Source organism: Promicromonospora sp. NPDC090134, from assembly GCF_044746965.1.
In the GTDB taxonomy this organism is placed as follows: Bacteria; Actinomycetota; Actinomycetes; order Actinomycetales; family Cellulomonadaceae; genus Promicromonospora.
The window spans coordinates 1-14,226 of sequence record NZ_JBIVCZ010000005.1 but is presented as its reverse complement, the minus strand read 5'-3'; the positions used below and the strand labels follow the sequence as shown (position 1 = coordinate 14,226).

Here is a 14,226-nt window from a genome sequence, read left to right as displayed (position 1 = left end):
CCTGACCAGCATGGTGGTGTCCAGGAAAAGGGCGTGTAACATGCACGCAACAAGCAACAGGGCAGACTTCCGCAGAGCCAGTTGGACGCGACGGGACGTCTCGCTTCAGCGAGACCCGAGCCAGGGACGGTAGCAGGACGCCGGTTCCGAGAGGAGGTGCGTCAATGGCAGAGCTGTTGATCCTCACGCCCGCCACCGGCGGGTCGGCCGAGGTGCTGCCCGCACTGGGACTGCTGTCCCATCGGGTGCGGGTGCTCCCGATGGAGCCCTCCGCGCTCGTCGACGCCCCCGACGCGGACGTCGTGCTGCTGGATGCCCGCCGCGACCTCGTCGCGGCCCGCACCACGTGCCGCCTGCTGCACGCGACCGGCCTGACGGTGCCGCTGGTACTGATCCTCACCGAGGGCGGCCTCACGGTCGTGACCCACGAGTGGGGGGCCGATGACCTCCTGCTGGAGTCCGCGTCGCCCGCCGAGGTCGAGGCCCGGCTGCGGCTGGTGGTCGAGCGCTCGGCGCGCGGCCCGGCCGAGGAGTCGCAGCAGGAGATCTCCGCCGGCGAGCTCGCGATCGACGCCGGCGGGTACACCGCCCGGCTGCGCGGCCGCCCGATCGACCTGACGTACAAGGAGTTCGAGCTCCTCAAGTACCTGGTGCAGCACCCGGGCCGCGTGTTCACTCGCGCCCAGCTGCTGCAGGAGGTCTGGGGCTACGACTACTACGGGGGCACGCGCACCGTCGACGTCCACGTGCGGCGCCTGCGCGCCAAGCTGGGCCCCGAGCACGAGCAGCTCATCGGCACGGTGCGCAACGTCGGCTACCGGTTCGACCCGCCCAAGGAGCGTCCGGTCGAGGAGGCTCCGGCACCCTCGGCCCCGGAGGCCTCGTCCGACACCAAGCCCGCCGACGACCAGAACGGGCGACGCGCAGACCGCGCACCGAGCGCGTAGGTTCGTGTCTGTGACCGCACTCTCGGCCAGACCGGTCGTCCGCTCGGCAGCCACCAGCGACTACACGTGCGCCCTCGTCGAAGGGCCGTGGCGGCACGAGTTCGTCTCCTCGGGCGGTTCGCGCTTCCACGTGGCGACCGCGGGCCCGGAGAGCCGCTCCGCGCCCCTGGTGCTCCTGCTGCACGGCTACCCCCAGTTCTGGTGGTCCTGGCGTGCGCAGATCCCGGCCCTGGCGGACGCCGGCTACCGCGTCGCGGCGATGGACGTCCGTGGTGTGGGCGGCTCGGACAAGCCACCGTCGGGCTACGGGCTGACGGCGCGGGCGGCGGACGTCGCCGGCGTGGTGCGCTCCCTCGGGCGGGAGAACGCGGTGGTCGTGGGGCACGGTACGGGCGGCACGCTCGCGTGGGCGGTCGCGGCGCTCCACCCCGGCACGACGTCGGCCGTCGCCGTCCTGGCCAGCCCGCACCCGGCCAGGGTGCGGCTGCGCAGCACTGCCGCGTTCACGCCCGCCGCGCTGCGCGAGCTGGCGTACCTCCAGGTCCCCACGCTGCCGGAGCGGGCCATGATCCAGGGCGACCTGGTGCGGCGCACCCTCGACCTGGGCGCCGCCGCCCCGCTGCCCGACGACGTCGTGGACCGGTACCGGGCCGTCATGCGCATCCCGTTCGCCGCCCACTCGGCCGCCGAGGCGCTGCGCTGGGTGGTCCGCTCGACGCCCCGGACGGACGGGCGCCGGTTCGGCGCCGCGCTGCGCCGTCCGCTGGACGTGCCCGCGCTGCAGCTCCAGGGCGCCCGGGACGGGTTCCTGCGGCACGAGCGCGCGGATGTGGACGCCATCGCGCTCGCGTCCGACCTGCGCTACGAGCTGATCCCCGGCGCCGGCCACTTCCTCCCGGAGGAGGCGCCGGAGCGGGTGAACGAGATCCTGCTGGGCTGGCTCGCCCGGGTGGCCTAGCTACTTCAGCGGCAGGCCCGCCAGCGGCGAGCGCTCCGGCGCGGGACGCACCAGCTTCGCCGCCTTGTCGGGGTCGGTCTCGCCCGCACCGTATGACGGGCACAGGTGCGAGATGCTGCACGCCCCGCACGCCGGGGTCCGCGCGAGACAGACGCGCCGGCCGTGCCACACGAGGTGGTGGCTGAGCATGGTCCATTCCTTCTTCGGGAAGAGCTCACCCACCTCGGCCTCCACCTTGACCGGGTCCTCCTCGGCCGTCAGGCCCAGCCGCCGGGACACCCGCCCGAAGTGCGTGTCCACGGTGATGCCCGGCACGCCGAACGCGTTGCCGAGCACCACGTTCGCCGTCTTGCGCCCGACGCCGGGCAGCGTCACCAGGTCCTTCAGCCGCCCCGGGACCTCGCCGTCGAACCGCTCGACGAGCGCCTTGCCCAGGCCCATCACGGCCTTGGCCTTGGCCCGGAAGAAGCCGAGCGGACGCAGGATCTCCTCCAGCTCCGCCGGGTTCGCCTCCGCGTAGGCCTGCGCGTCCGGGTACATCACGAACAGCTCGGGCGTGGTCTGGTTGACGCGGACGTCGGTGGTCTGCGCGCTGAGCACCGTCGCGACCAGCAGCTCCAGCGGCGTCCGGAAGTCCAGCTCGGCCCGGGCGTCCGGGTAGGTCTCCGCGAGCACACGGTTGATGCGCCGCGCCCGGCGCACGAGCGCCAGCCTGCTCTCCGGCGCAATCTTGGAGTGCTTCTCGGATTCGCGTTCGCTGACGGTCACGTCGCCACAGTAGCGACCCCCACTGACATCCGACCCGGGGTCGCCGCGAACGGGAACCTGGTGCGGTGTTGGCTCGTGTACCTAGGACGCGGAGTATGAGAAGGTCAAGGGCGCACCCGCCGTCCACCAGCCGAGCGGTCGCGACCCGATGCCCGCCCTACGGTCCGGGCAGCGCCCCGGACCCCACGACGGTCCACGTGAATCGAGGAAGAGTCACCATGCCGTACACGCACCACCTACGCGTCTACCCGTCCGCCGAGCCGCTGAAGCGCACCGACCAGCTCGCCTGGAAGCTCGCGGAGCTCGCCACCGACACCGTCGAGCCCACGGCCGAGGTCACCGACATGGTGATCAACCGCGTGATCGACAACGCCTCGGTCGCGGCGGCCAGCCTGACGCGTGGCCCCGCCGTCGCCGCCCGCTCGCAGGCACAGGCGCACCCCTACACCCCGGGCTCCACGGTCTTCGGCCTGGCCCCCGAGGCCACCAGCAGCCCCGAGTGGGCCGCGTGGGCCAACGGCGTCGCCGTCCGCGAGCTCGACTTCCACGACACGTTCCTCGCCGCCGAGTACTCGCACCCGGGCGACAACATCCCGCCGATCCTGGCCGTGGCGCAGCACGCCGGCCGGTCGGGGCGGGACCTGGTGCGCGGCATCGTGACCGGCTACGAGATCCAGGTGGACCTGGTCCGCTCGATCAGCCTGCACAAGCACAAGATCGACCACGTGGCGCACCTCGGCCCGTCGGCCGCGGCCGGCATCGGCACGCTGCTGGGGCTGGACACGGAGACGGTGTTCCAGGCGATCGGCCAGGCCCTGCACACGACCACCGCCACGCGGCAGAGCCGCAAGGGCCAGATCTCCACGTGGAAGGCGCACGCCCCCGCGTTCGCCGGCAAGCTCGCGATCGAGGCCGTGGACCGCGCCATGCGCGGCCAGACCTCCCCCGAGCCCATCTACGAGGGCGAGGACGGCGTGGTCGCCTGGCTCCTGGACGGACCCGACGCCGCGTACGACGTGGTGCTGCCCGAGCTCGGCGAGCCGCGGACCGGCATCCTCGACACGTACACCAAGGAGCACTCCGCGGAGTACCAGGCGCAGGCGATCATCGACATGGCCCGCGCCCTGGGGAACGAGCGCCCCGAGCTGCGGGACCCCGCGAACGTCGCCTCGATCGTGCTGCACACCAGCCACCACACCCACCACGTGATCGGCTCGGGCGCGAACGACCCGCAGAAGTACGACCCGACGGCGTCGCGCGAGACGCTCGACCACTCGGTCCCGTACATCTTCACGGTCGCGCTGCAGGACGGCGGCTGGCACCACGTGGACTCCTACGCCCCCGAGCGTGCGCAGCGCCCCGACACGGTCGAGCTGTGGCGCAAGGTCACCACCGCCGAGGACCCGGAGTGGACGCGCCGCTACCACTCGACCGACCCCGCCGAGAAGGCGTTCGGCGGCCGGGTCGAGATCACGCTCACCTCGGGCGAGGTGGTCACGCGCGAGATCGCCGTAGCCGACGCCCACCCCCTGGGCGCCCGCCCGTTCGCCCGCGCGAACTACGTGGCCAAGTTCCGCACGCTGGCCGCGGGCATCCTGTCGGACGCCGAGCTCGACCGGTTCCTCGACCTGGCCGAGCGCCTGCCCGAGCTCACGCCCGCCGAGGTCCGCGAGCTCACGATCGTCGCCGTCCCGGGCGCGCTGGACGCCGTCCCGGCCCCGACCGGCCTGTTCGAGCTGGGGAACCGCTGATGCTCTACTCGCACCTCACCGCCGCGGCCAAGCGCAAGGCCTTCCGCGAGGCCCTAACCGGGCCGGACCTCCTGCGGCTCCCGGGCGCGTTCAACCCGCTGAGCGCCAAGCTGATCCAGGACAAGGGCTTCGACGGCGTCTACGTCTCCGGCGCCGTGCTGTCGGCCGACCTCGGCCTGCCCGACATCGGCCTCACCACGCTCACCGAGGTGGCCGGCCGGGCCGGGCAGATCGCCCGGGTCACCGACCTGCCCGTGCTCGCCGACGCCGACACCGGGTTCGGCGAGCCCATGAACGTGGCCCGCACGGTCCAGACCATGGAGGACGCCGGCGTGGCCGGCATCCACATCGAGGACCAGGTCAACCCCAAGCGCTGCGGCCACCTCGACGGCAAGGAGGTGGTCGGGCTCGGCGACGCCGTCCGGCGCATCCGGGCCGCCGTCGACGGCCGCCGCGACCCCGACTTCCTCATCATGGCGCGCACCGACGTGCGCGGCACCGAGCTCGGCGAGCGCGGGCTGCGGCTCGCGATCGACCGCGCCAAGGCCCTGGCCGACGCCGGGGCGGACGCGATCTTCCCCGAGGCGATGAAGGACCTCGCCGAGTTCGAGGCCGTGGCCTCGGCCCTCGACGTGCCGGTGCTCGCCAACATGACGGAGTTCGGCAAGTCCGAGCTCTTCACGACCGAGCAGCTGCACTCCGCCGGGGCCCGGCTCGTCATCTATCCCGTCACCCTGCTGCGCATCGCGATGGGTGCCGCGGAACGGGCGCTGGACCAGATCTCGGCGTCGGGCACGCAGGCGGACCTGGTGCCGCAGATGCAGACCCGGGCCCGGCTCTACGAGCTGACCGACTACGCGGCCTACAACCACTTCGACTCGAACGTCTTCACCTACCAGCCCTGACTTAGTCTCGACACGAAGGAGTGCGCATGACCGAGACCACGGAGATCCGCAAGGGTCTGGCCGGCGTCGTCGCCGACACGTCGGCGATCTCGAAGGTCAACCCGGAGACCAACTCGCTGCTGTACCGGGGCTACCCGGTGCAGGAGCTGGCCGCGAAGAAGTCCTTCGAGGAGGTCGCCTACCTGCTGTGGCACGGCGAGCTGCCGACGCCCGCGCAGCTCACCGAGCAGACGGCGGTCGAGCGCGTGCACCGCGAGCTGCCGGACAACATCCGGGACGCGATCCTGGAGCTGCCCACCGACTGCCACCCCATGGACGTGTGCCGCACCGCGGTGTCGATCCTGGGCGCGCACGACCCGCAGGCCGAGGACTCCTCGGTCGAGGCGGAGCTCGCCAAGTCGCTGCGGCTGTGGGCGGTCCTGCCCGCCGTCGTCGCGCTGGACCAGCGCCGCCGGCGCGGCCAGGAGCTCGTGCACCCGCGCGAGGACCTGGGCTACTCCGCCAACTTCCTGTGGATGGCCTTCGGGGAGGAGGCCGAGCCTGCCGTGGTGCAGGCGTTCGAGGCCTCGATGGTGCTGTACGCGGAGCACTCGTTCAACGCGTCCACGTTCACCGCGCGCGTCATCACCTCCACGCTCGCCGACCTGCACTCGGCCGTGACGGGCGCCATCGGCGCCCTCAAGGGCCCGCTGCACGGCGGCGCGAACGAGGCCGTGCAGGCCACGTTCGAGGAGATCGGCTCGGCCGACCGGGCCGAGGCCTGGCTCGAGGACGCGCTGGCGCAGAAGAAGAAGATCATGGGGTTCGGCCACCGGGTCTACAAGAGCGGCGACTCGCGCGTGCCGACCATGCGCGCCGTGCTCGGCGACCTCGCCGAGCACTACGGCGACACCGCGGTGATCGACCTGTACGACACCCTCGAGAACGCCATGGTCAGCCGCAAGAACATCAAGCCGAACCTGGACTACCCCGCCGGACCGGCCTACCACCTGATGGGGTTCGACACGAACATCTTCACGCCGCTGTTCGTGGCCTCCCGGATCACCGGGTGGACGGCGCACGTCATGGAGCAGCGGGCCGCCAACTCGCTCATCCGGCCGGTGTGCGAGTACGTCGGACCGGAGCAGCGCGAGGTGCCCTGACAGGTTCCCAGGACGCCCGTTCCGAACTCCCAGGTGACACCCCTAGGATTTGTGGACGGGCGTCCTACTTCGTGCTGGGCAAAGCCGACATCCCGCATGAGGCGGACGATCGCGTCGGGCTGCACGCCACGCGGACGCCACGAGAGACACCGATGACCCGGCAATCTCGTGACATTGAGGCAGACTGAGAGGTGGAAAAGACTGATGGACGAAAGTCCCCGACACGTGAGGACACCACTGGTGGACGACGAAGTCGTACTCTCTGCCCCCCTCTTCGCGGACATGGAAGGCGAGGAGACGCACGCGCTCTTCGAGTCCATGGTGCCCGTGGAGCTGGTCCGGGGTGACGTGCTCTTCCGCGAGGGCGAGCCGGGCGACCGGCTCTACGTCATCGCGCAGGGCAAGATCAAGCTGGGCCGCCGGTCGAGCGACGGCCGCGAGAACCTGCTGTCGATCCTGGGCCCGGGCGAGATGTTCGGCGAGCTGTCCCTGTTCGACCCGGGTCCCCGCACGGCGTCGGCCTCGTCCGTCTCGGACTCCGTGGTCTACGAGCTGCGTCACGACTCGCTCGTGAAGTGGATCGCGGACCACCCGGGGGTCGCGACCCAGCTCCTGGGTGCCCTCGCACGCCGGCTGCGTCGCACGAACGAGACGCTCGCCGACCTCGTGTTCTCCGACGTCCCCGGCCGTGTCGCCAAGGCGCTGCTGGACCTGTCGACCCGCTTCGGCGAGCCGAACGACGACGGCATCCGCGTGGCGCACGACCTCACGCAGGAGGAGCTGGCACAGCTCGTCGGCGCCTCGCGCGAGACCGTGAACAAGGCCCTGGCCGACTTCGCGACGCGTGGCTGGGTGCGCCGTGAGGGCCGCGCCGTGGTCCTGCTGGACCTCGACCGCCTGGAGCGCCGGGCCCGCTGACCCGTTCGCCGGGGTAGAACCGCTGGTTCTACCTCGGCGCCGCCGTCAGTGTCATCAGCGTCGCCTCCGGGCGGCACGCGAAGCGCACCTGGGCGTACGGCGACGTGCCGGCGCCCGCCGAGACGTGCAGCCACGTCGAGTCCTCGCCGCCCTCGCGGTCGGGGCGCAGGCCGGGCCACCCGTGCAGGCCGGACGCCCGGCCGCGGTCCAGGTCGCAGTTGGTCACCAGGGCCCCGTAGTACGGCAGGCAGAGCTGCCCGCCGTGCGTGTGGCCCGCGATGATCGCATCCACGCCGTCGTCCTTGAGCTGGTTCAGCACCCGCTGGTACGGGGCGTGCACGACGCCGAGGCGCAGCACCGCGTCCTCCTCACCGGGCACGCGGCCCGGCTCCGGCATGACGTCGAGGTCGAGGTGCGGGTCGTCCATCCCGACCAGCCCGATGGTGCGCCCGTCGCGCAGCTCCACGAGGCCGCGCCGGTTGTCCAGGTCCACCCAGCCGGCGTCGGTGAACGCCTTGCGGAGCGACTCGGTGGGCAGCGGGATCTTCTCGCCGCCCTCGATGCGCGCGTCCGGCAGCAGGTACCGGGCGGGGTTCTTGAACGACGGCGCGTAGTAGTCGTTCGACCCCATGACGAACGCGCCCGGCACGTCCATGAGCTGGCCCAGGACGTCGAGCAGCGGGGCGAGCGACTGCTGGTGGCCGAAGTTGTCGCCCGTGTTGATCACCAGGTCGGGCTCGAGCGCGGCCAGCGACCGGACCCACGCCTGCTTGGTGCGCTGGCTCGGCGTCAGGTGCAGGTCGGCGACCTGCAGGATCCGGACGGGCCGCTGCCCCGGGGGCAGCACCGGCACGGTCACCCGGCGCACGCGGAAGAGCTTGGACTCCATGTGCGCGTACGCGATACCTGCGACGGCAATGCCTCCGACGATCCCGAGGGCCCTGCCGACGGTACCCAGCGTCCCCATGCGGATCAGTCGTCCCCGCCGGGGCCAGGGCCGCCGCCGGTGTCGCCACCGCCGGGTCCGGCGTCGCCGCCACCGTCGTCGCCGCCACCGGCACCGCCGGTGTCGCCACCGGCGTCACCGTCGCCCGAGCCGGCGTCGCCCTCGTCGCCGTCGTTGCTCTCCTCCGTCTTCGGCGGGGTCGGAGCCTTGCCGACGAGCGCGGGGTCGGGAGCGGGGAACGCCGTCGCGGGCAGGCCGGCCATCGCCTGGTCCATGTACCGGCGCCACGTCGGCGCGGCGATCGTGCCGCCGTACATGGGGCCGGCCTTGGCCGAAGCGCCGTACCAGGACATCGACGGCAGGTAGACGTTCATGTGCGGCACGTTGCCGCTGGCCTCGCCCACCCAGACCGAGGTGGAGAGCTCGGGGGTGTAGCCGGTGAACCAGCTCTGCATCGCGTCGTTGGTCGTACCGGTCTTGCCCGCCACCGGACGGCCGTCCGCGAGGCCGGGGGCGATGCCCCAGGCCGTGCCGAACGGGCTGGTCTGGAAGACCTTGGTCATGGCGTAGGCCACCGTGTGGGCGACCTCGGGCTCCAGCGTCTGCTTGCAGTCGGCCGACGGGACCGGGACGTCCTTGCCGTCGTGGTCCTTGACCTCCAGGATCGCGACCGGGTTGCAGTAGGTGCCGCCCGAGGCGAACGTCGCGAAGGCCGACGCCTGGTTGATCGGCGTCGAGGCCTGCGTACCCAGCGTCATCGAGGCCAGCACGTCGATGTCCGCCTGCTGGGGGTTGTCGATGGTCCGGAAGGTCCCGGCGCCGTCGCGCGTCAGGCCCGACGTCATCGGGCGGAAGCCCACGTCCCACGCCGTCTTCTGCACGTTGCACAGGTCGAGCTGCTGCGACATCCGGGCGTAGACCGTGTTCAGCGACTGGAAGGTGCCCTGGAGCACGCTCACCGTGCCGCTGGCGGCCCCGTCGACGTTCGACACGTTCCACGGCTGGTGGGTGAAGGCGTGCACGCAGCCATTGGCCTGGAACGACGTCTCGTACGCCGAGAAGCCGTTGGCGCTGACGCGGTCCTGGAGCGTGCGGCCGCTGCGCAGCCACTCGGCCAGGACGAAGGGCTTGAAGTTCGAGCCCACCTGGAAGCCGCGCGAGTTGCCGTGGTTGTAGTCGGCCGAGTAGTTCTGCGCCGTGGTGCGCGTCGCCGGTTCGGCCCGAGCGTCGTACGGCACGTTCTGCGCCATGGCCTTGATCTGCCCGGTGCCGGGCTCGACCGACGTGACGGCCGCCTCCAGGTCGTAGGCGTTGTCGGCCGGGACCGCCTGGCTGATCGTCTCCTCGGCGGCCTTCTGCATCTTGAGGTCCAGCGTGGTGACGATCCGCAGGCCGCCGCGGTACAGGAGGTCGTACCGGTCGTCCCTGGTCTCCCCGAACTCGGGGTTGGCCATGATCTCCTTGATCACGTAGTCGCAGAAGAACGCCGCGCCACCCGCCGAGTCGCAGCCGACCTCGATGGGCTGCACGTCGAGCGTGTCCTCCAGCTTGGTCGCCATCGCCTCGTCGCGCTCGGCGGTGGAGATGTAGCCGAGCTGCCACATCTTGCCGATCACGAGGTTGCGACGCACCGACGCGTCCTCGGGGTTGGCGACCGGGTCGAACTGGCTCGGCGCCTTGGTGATGCCGGCGATCGTGGCCGCCTCGACGACGGAGAGGTCCTTGGCGGACTTGTTGAAGTAGTGCTGCGAGGCCGTCTCGACGCCGTACACGCTCGTGCCGAACTGCGCGATGTTGAGGTAGCCCTGGAGGATGTCGTCCTTCGACATCTCCTTCTCGAGCGCGATCGCGAGCTTCGCCTCACGGAGCTTGCGGGTGAGCGAGTCCTCGCGGGCCTCCAGCACGCCGAAGGTGTCGCCGGCGCGGTCGGCCTCCTCGATCAGCACGTTCTTCACGTACTGCTGTGTCAGCGTCGACGCGCCCTGGGTGTCACCGCCGCCGAAGTTCTGCACGGCGGCGCGGGAGATGCCCTCGGGGTCGACGCCACCATGGGTGTAGAAGCGCTCGTCCTCGATCGCGATGACGGCGTTCCTCATGTTGGCCGACACCTTGTCGAGCGGCACCACGATGCGGTTCTGCGCGTAGAACGTGGCCAGCTTCGTCTTGCCGTCGCTCGCGTAGATCTGCGACTGCTCCGACAGGGGCCCGGGCACCAGCTCGGCGGGCACCTCCTCGAACACCTCGACACCCGTGTCGACCGCGGTGTCCATCCCGGACGCCAGCGGGATCACCAGCCCGGCCGCGATCACACCGCCTGCGCCGGCGGTGAGCACGAATGCGAGAAGAAGTCCGATGAGCTGAGCCGCGGGTATGGTCCGAGTGATCCGGCGCGGCTCGCGAGGGTTCGCCATGGCCATGCGCCCAGGTTACGGGGTGTCACTGACAGGGCACGCCGAAAACCTGCCCGGCCGGTGTGCAGGTCTCGTGCGGAATCGCCGTCGCCGATCGCGGGCTAGCATCGTCGGCATGGCAACGAAGTGGGAGTACGCGACGATCCCCCTCCTCATTCACAACACCAAGGCGATCCTCGACCAATGGGGCTCGGACGGCTGGGAGCTCGTGCAGGTGGTCCCCGGACCCGACGGCACCGGTCTCGTCGCCTACCTGAAGCGCCCCACGGGCGGTGACGCATGAGCCACGAGCAGCGCCTCGCCGAGCTGGGCATCAAGCTCCCCGAGGTGGCGGCCCCGGTCGCGGCCTACGTGCCGGCCGTCCAGACCGGCCGCTACGTCTACACGTCCGGCCAGCTGCCCTTCGCCGAGGGCGCGCTCCAGGCCACCGGCAAGGTCGGCGAGGGCGAGGGTCTGGTCTCCCCCGCCGACGCCGCGGGCTACGCCCGCACCTGCGCGCTCAACGCACTTGCCGCCGTCCGGTCGATCACGGGCTCGCTCGACTCGATCTCCCGGATCGTCAAGGTGGTCGGCTTCGTCGCGAGCGACCCGTCCTTCACAGGCCAGCCCGGTGTGATCAACGGGGCCTCGAACGTGCTCGGCGAGATCTTCGGCGACGCCGGCCTGCACGCCCGCTCCGCCGTCGGCGTGGCAGTCCTCCCGCTGGACTCGCCGGTCGAGGTGGAGCTCGTGGTCGAGCTCGCGTAACGCCGTCGCAGCGGCCCGGAACGGGCGTGACCGGAGCCACTACGGATTCGGTTTCCGTTCCGGGCCATGCGTCGGCTATTCTGAGCAGGCTTCCGCGGAAGGGCTTCGTGCCTGATGCGCGGTGGACTCCATCGGGGTGTGGCGCAGCTTGGTAGCGCGCTTCGTTCGGGACGAAGAGGTCGCAGGTTCAAATCCTGTCACCCCGACCATGGAAAAGGCCCTCTGACCAGCAGAAATGCTGAGTCGGAGGGCCTTTCGCTTGTCTAGGGTTCCACGTCTCCAGCCCTCCGGGGACTAACTGAGGGACTACATCGTCTGCCCGCGCGGTCACCTTGGTGAGGCGGTTGCTAGGCCTAGTGTCACAGGCGTAGATCGGGCTCGTGGGTTGCGGCTCCCGCGTCGAGTCAGGGACCTCCGGTCGACTCGTCCAGCCCATCGAGGATGAGCATGTCGGCGACGAAGGCCGCGACCGCACCGTCAGCAGCGCGCCCCACCCACACGGGGTACGAGCCGTCCCCGTAACCGGCGTGCCACATCACGAGGGCCCCGTCGTCGACGGTCCCATGCCAGTCGTCCAAGTCGGCGGAGACCTGCTGAGCCGGGTCAGCCACCGAGGAGACGGCCTCGACGTCGGTGAACGACGCGACCCCGGTGTCGACGCCGAGCCCGTAGAACTCCCCGTCGCCGAGGTCGATCTCGTGCTGGCTCTCGCGCAGCCCGAGCTCCCACGACACCACGGGCTCGTCGGACACGACAATGCGCGCTCCAGCGACCGTCCCCTGGGCGATGCTCAGCTGCACCGGGTAGGAGCCCGGGGCGACACGCACCGTCAGCGGTCCTTCCCACCCCCGGAGCGTCTGCACCAGGTACCCCGGGTCCGTGGCCAGTAGGGCGCCGGACGAGAGCTTGACCTCGCCGGCATCGACCACCTCGATCTCCACCGGGTCGCCCGCCGCCTGAGCACGGGCACCAGGAGTGAACATCGCCTTGAGGTCACCGGGGCGCAACGGGTGACCCGGTGCCCACCGGTCGCCGTCGTTGTTCACCGCGAGCGGGGGGGCGGCATCAGCGCCAGACAGGTCAGCGTCCTTGATGCCCGCCAGGGCAAGCATGTCCCGCCAGGAGCCGAAGCCCGGGAGATCGGTGTGTGGCCGGTCGACCTCTCCCGACGTCTGGGACATGCCCCTGTAGTGCAGCTCGCAGGCCGCTAGCCCGTCCCGCCCATACGTCACCGTCCGCACCACGTTCAGTTCGGACGCCTTCCCCGTGAGCGGCGCACCGTCGGTGTGACGCAGCAGGAAGAGCGACCCATCGTCGTCGACGCGGAACTCATCTCTGGACGTGACCTCACCGGCGTCGTCGAGAACGTCGATCTCCGCACGACGCTCGTGCCATGCGGCGCGCACAACGGCATGCGCACGGCCCTTCGCGTGCAGCACCGCCACGTACGGGTCCCGGCCTGGTCGAGCACACGCGCCTGCACCGGAGTCAGGACGTCGACCAACCCGTCGTCCCAGCCCAGCGCGTACGTCGCGACGAGGCCCGTGGGCACCGAGGGCCGGTCCGGGACGCACGGCTCCCCGACCATGATCGTCATGATCCGGGGCCGACCGTCCTCATCCATGGCCGAAACAGTACATCTCGAGCGACGAGTGGCATGCTCTCCGGCTCAGCTCACAGGCCCGATCTATGGCTGCCCTCTGACCAGCAGAAATGCTGAGTCGGGGGCCTTTCTCGTTCACACCACGTCGGGGTCGATGCCGACGGCACCCGCCGAGCGAAGCGAACGGCCAAGTTCTCCGGTGAGGATGCGAGGGTGGCGTCGCCACCACCACAGATCGGGTCCCGGCAGTCGGTGGAACTGCGCGAGCACCGTTCCGTCGTCATCGACGGTCACGTCCTTGTACTGGTCGTCCAGCGACCTGACGCGCGGGGTCAACAGCTGCACGACGGGTTCGTCCAGCAGGAGCCACGCCTCGTGCAACCAGTTCCGGCAGTAGAGGTCGTTGGTGTACTCGAAGATGTCGTCGTCGTAGCCGGCCTCGATGACGCTCACCAGGTCAGCCCACGCGTTCAGCCTGTCCGTGACCGTGAACGCCGCCCGCCAGCCGCGCAGGCGCAACAGCTCTCCCACCTCGCTTTCGGTAGCCACGGCGCGAGGCTCTCATGACTTTCGCCTGTCGCGGGCAACCGCTGTGCGTCTGTCTGCTGGCTGCCTGGCTGCCGCCTGGCCAGCTGCACGCTAGGGCGGCGCCCGACTCCGGCGCGGAGGTCGGGGTCGGATTCTGCTGTGGGCAGATGGGGCCGGTTCGACGGGCGGTGCGAACGCGTGTGTCATAGGTTGATGGCATGACACGGATGGTGGTGGTACCAGCTTCGGCAGGCGATGAGTCGCCTGCCGGGTCGGTGCTGCCCGGGCTTGAGGCGCCCGCTGATGCCTCGCTCGGCGGGAACTTTGATGGTGCAGTGGTCGACGCTGCTCGTGTACGGGAGATGCGGCAGTCGCTGGCGGGCATGGTTCTGCCGGGTGCCGCCGACGGCGATGCGGTCACTGGTGCTGGTGTGGGTACTGGCCAGGGTGGAGGCATGCCTCGGGTGCGGGCGGAGTGGGTGGACCTGCTCGGTGAGCTGGAAGTGCTGAAGAACGCGGTCACGGCGACGCAGGCTCGGTTGGCCGTGGTGTTGGACGAGACGATACGGGCCGACGAGGCCGTGCAGAGCATCCGGGCCGAG

General features: G+C 70.8%; 13 protein-coding genes, 1 tRNA gene and 1 pseudogene. 10 read left to right on the top strand and 5 right to left on the bottom strand.

Features of this window, described 5'->3' with window-relative positions:
• The first annotated feature begins 164 nt into the window (after positions 1-164).
• Together ACIPN7_RS14760 and ACIPN7_RS14755 are read left to right on the top strand one after the other, a co-directional pair.
• Positions 165-947, top strand: a complete 783-nt coding sequence (locus ACIPN7_RS14760) for a winged-helix domain-containing protein (RefSeq protein ID WP_400543307.1) — start codon at positions 165-167, stop codon at positions 945-947.
• A gap of 10 nt (positions 948-957) precedes the next feature.
• Entirely contained in the window at positions 958-1,905 is a 948-nt protein-coding gene (locus ACIPN7_RS14755) for an alpha/beta fold hydrolase (RefSeq protein WP_400543304.1), read from the top strand.
• Here ACIPN7_RS14755 and nth read toward each other — a convergent pair whose 3' ends face one another.
• Complete coding sequence (gene nth, locus ACIPN7_RS14750) at positions 1,906-2,673, bottom strand: endonuclease III (RefSeq protein WP_400543301.1); 768 nt, start codon at positions 2,671-2,673, stop codon at positions 1,906-1,908.
• Between the two features lie 218 nt (positions 2,674-2,891).
• Between nth and ACIPN7_RS14745 the strand changes: the two genes are divergently transcribed.
• The 4 genes from ACIPN7_RS14745 to ACIPN7_RS14730 all read left to right on the top strand — a co-directional run bounded on the left by ACIPN7_RS14745 (position 2,892) and on the right by ACIPN7_RS14730 (position 7,389).
• The gene (locus tag ACIPN7_RS14745; protein WP_400543298.1) at positions 2,892-4,424 is read left to right on the top strand and encodes an MmgE/PrpD family protein; all 1,533 of its coding nucleotides are present in this window, start codon (positions 2,892-2,894) and stop codon (positions 4,422-4,424) included.
• The gene (gene prpB / locus ACIPN7_RS14740; protein WP_400543295.1) at positions 4,424-5,329 is read left to right on the top strand and encodes a methylisocitrate lyase; all 906 of its coding nucleotides are present in this window, start codon (positions 4,424-4,426) and stop codon (positions 5,327-5,329) included. The genes ACIPN7_RS14745 and prpB overlap by 1 nt, the downstream gene beginning before the upstream one ends.
• A gap of 26 nt (positions 5,330-5,355) precedes the next feature.
• Positions 5,356-6,471, top strand: coding sequence for a bifunctional 2-methylcitrate synthase/citrate synthase (locus ACIPN7_RS14735; RefSeq protein WP_400543292.1), 1,116 nt, complete (start codon positions 5,356-5,358; stop codon positions 6,469-6,471).
• 240 nt (positions 6,472-6,711) lie between these two features.
• Positions 6,712-7,389 (top strand): Crp/Fnr family transcriptional regulator, encoded by a 678-nt coding sequence (locus tag ACIPN7_RS14730; RefSeq protein WP_026366137.1) that lies wholly within the window; start codon positions 6,712-6,714, stop codon positions 7,387-7,389.
• Positions 7,390-7,417: 28 nt separating this feature from the next.
• On the opposite strand, the gene ACIPN7_RS14725 is transcribed toward ACIPN7_RS14730, so the two are convergent.
• Both ACIPN7_RS14725 and ACIPN7_RS14720 read right to left on the bottom strand, forming a co-directional pair.
• Positions 7,418-8,356 (bottom strand): metallophosphoesterase, encoded by a 939-nt coding sequence (locus ACIPN7_RS14725; RefSeq protein ID WP_400543289.1) that lies wholly within the window; start codon positions 8,354-8,356, stop codon positions 7,418-7,420.
• 5 nt (positions 8,357-8,361) lie between these two features.
• The gene (locus ACIPN7_RS14720) at positions 8,362-10,752 is read right to left on the bottom strand and encodes a transglycosylase domain-containing protein (protein ID WP_400543287.1); all 2,391 of its coding nucleotides are present in this window, start codon (positions 10,750-10,752) and stop codon (positions 8,362-8,364) included.
• Between the two features lie 109 nt (positions 10,753-10,861).
• Between ACIPN7_RS14720 and ACIPN7_RS14715 the strand changes: the two genes are divergently transcribed.
• The 3 genes from ACIPN7_RS14715 to ACIPN7_RS14705 all read left to right on the top strand — a co-directional run bounded on the left by ACIPN7_RS14715 (position 10,862) and on the right by ACIPN7_RS14705 (position 11,702).
• Complete coding sequence (locus tag ACIPN7_RS14715; RefSeq protein WP_020017885.1) at positions 10,862-11,029, top strand: DUF4177 domain-containing protein; 168 nt, start codon at positions 10,862-10,864, stop codon at positions 11,027-11,029.
• The gene (locus ACIPN7_RS14710) at positions 11,026-11,493 is read left to right on the top strand and encodes a RidA family protein (RefSeq protein ID WP_400543286.1); all 468 of its coding nucleotides are present in this window, start codon (positions 11,026-11,028) and stop codon (positions 11,491-11,493) included. The genes ACIPN7_RS14715 and ACIPN7_RS14710 overlap by 4 nt, the downstream gene beginning before the upstream one ends.
• A 132-nt stretch (positions 11,494-11,625) precedes the next feature.
• Positions 11,626-11,702: transfer RNA gene (locus ACIPN7_RS14705), tRNA-Pro, on the top strand.
• Positions 11,703-11,897: 195 nt separating this feature from the next.
• Here ACIPN7_RS14705 and ACIPN7_RS14700 read toward each other — a convergent pair.
• Together ACIPN7_RS14700 and ACIPN7_RS14695 are read right to left on the bottom strand one after the other, a co-directional pair.
• Positions 11,898-12,899, bottom strand: coding sequence for a DUF4241 domain-containing protein (locus ACIPN7_RS14700; RefSeq protein ID WP_400543284.1), 1,002 nt, complete (start codon positions 12,897-12,899; stop codon positions 11,898-11,900).
• Between the two features lie 332 nt (positions 12,900-13,231).
• Entirely contained in the window at positions 13,232-13,645 is a 414-nt protein-coding gene (locus ACIPN7_RS14695) for a hypothetical protein (RefSeq protein WP_400543282.1), read from the bottom strand.
• A gap of 197 nt (positions 13,646-13,842) precedes the next feature.
• Here ACIPN7_RS14695 and ACIPN7_RS14690 point away from each other — a divergent pair.
• Positions 13,843-14,226: pseudogene (locus ACIPN7_RS14690) on the top strand (hypothetical protein); the annotation flags it as partial.

Excerpts from the sequence above, each read along its gene's own strand:
- ACIPN7_RS14760 (WP_400543307.1), top strand. The coding sequence starts at position 165 with ATGGCAGAGCTGTTGATCCTCACGCCCGCCACCGGCGGGTCGGCCGAG.
- ACIPN7_RS14745 (WP_400543298.1), top strand. The coding sequence starts at position 2,892 with ATGCCGTACACGCACCACCTACGCGTCTACCCGTCCGCCGAGCCGCTG.
- prpB (WP_400543295.1), top strand. The coding sequence starts at position 4,424 with ATGCTCTACTCGCACCTCACCGCCGCGGCCAAGCGCAAGGCCTTCCGC.
- ACIPN7_RS14735 (WP_400543292.1), top strand. The coding sequence starts at position 5,356 with ATGACCGAGACCACGGAGATCCGCAAGGGTCTGGCCGGCGTCGTCGCC.
- ACIPN7_RS14725 (WP_400543289.1), bottom strand. The coding sequence starts at position 8,356 with ATGGGGACGCTGGGTACCGTCGGCAGGGCCCTCGGGATCGTCGGAGGC.
- ACIPN7_RS14720 (WP_400543287.1), bottom strand. The coding sequence starts at position 10,752 with ATGGCCATGGCGAACCCTCGCGAGCCGCGCCGGATCACTCGGACCATA.
- ACIPN7_RS14715 (WP_020017885.1), top strand. The coding sequence starts at position 10,862 with ATGGCAACGAAGTGGGAGTACGCGACGATCCCCCTCCTCATTCACAAC.
- ACIPN7_RS14710 (WP_400543286.1), top strand. The coding sequence starts at position 11,026 with ATGAGCCACGAGCAGCGCCTCGCCGAGCTGGGCATCAAGCTCCCCGAG.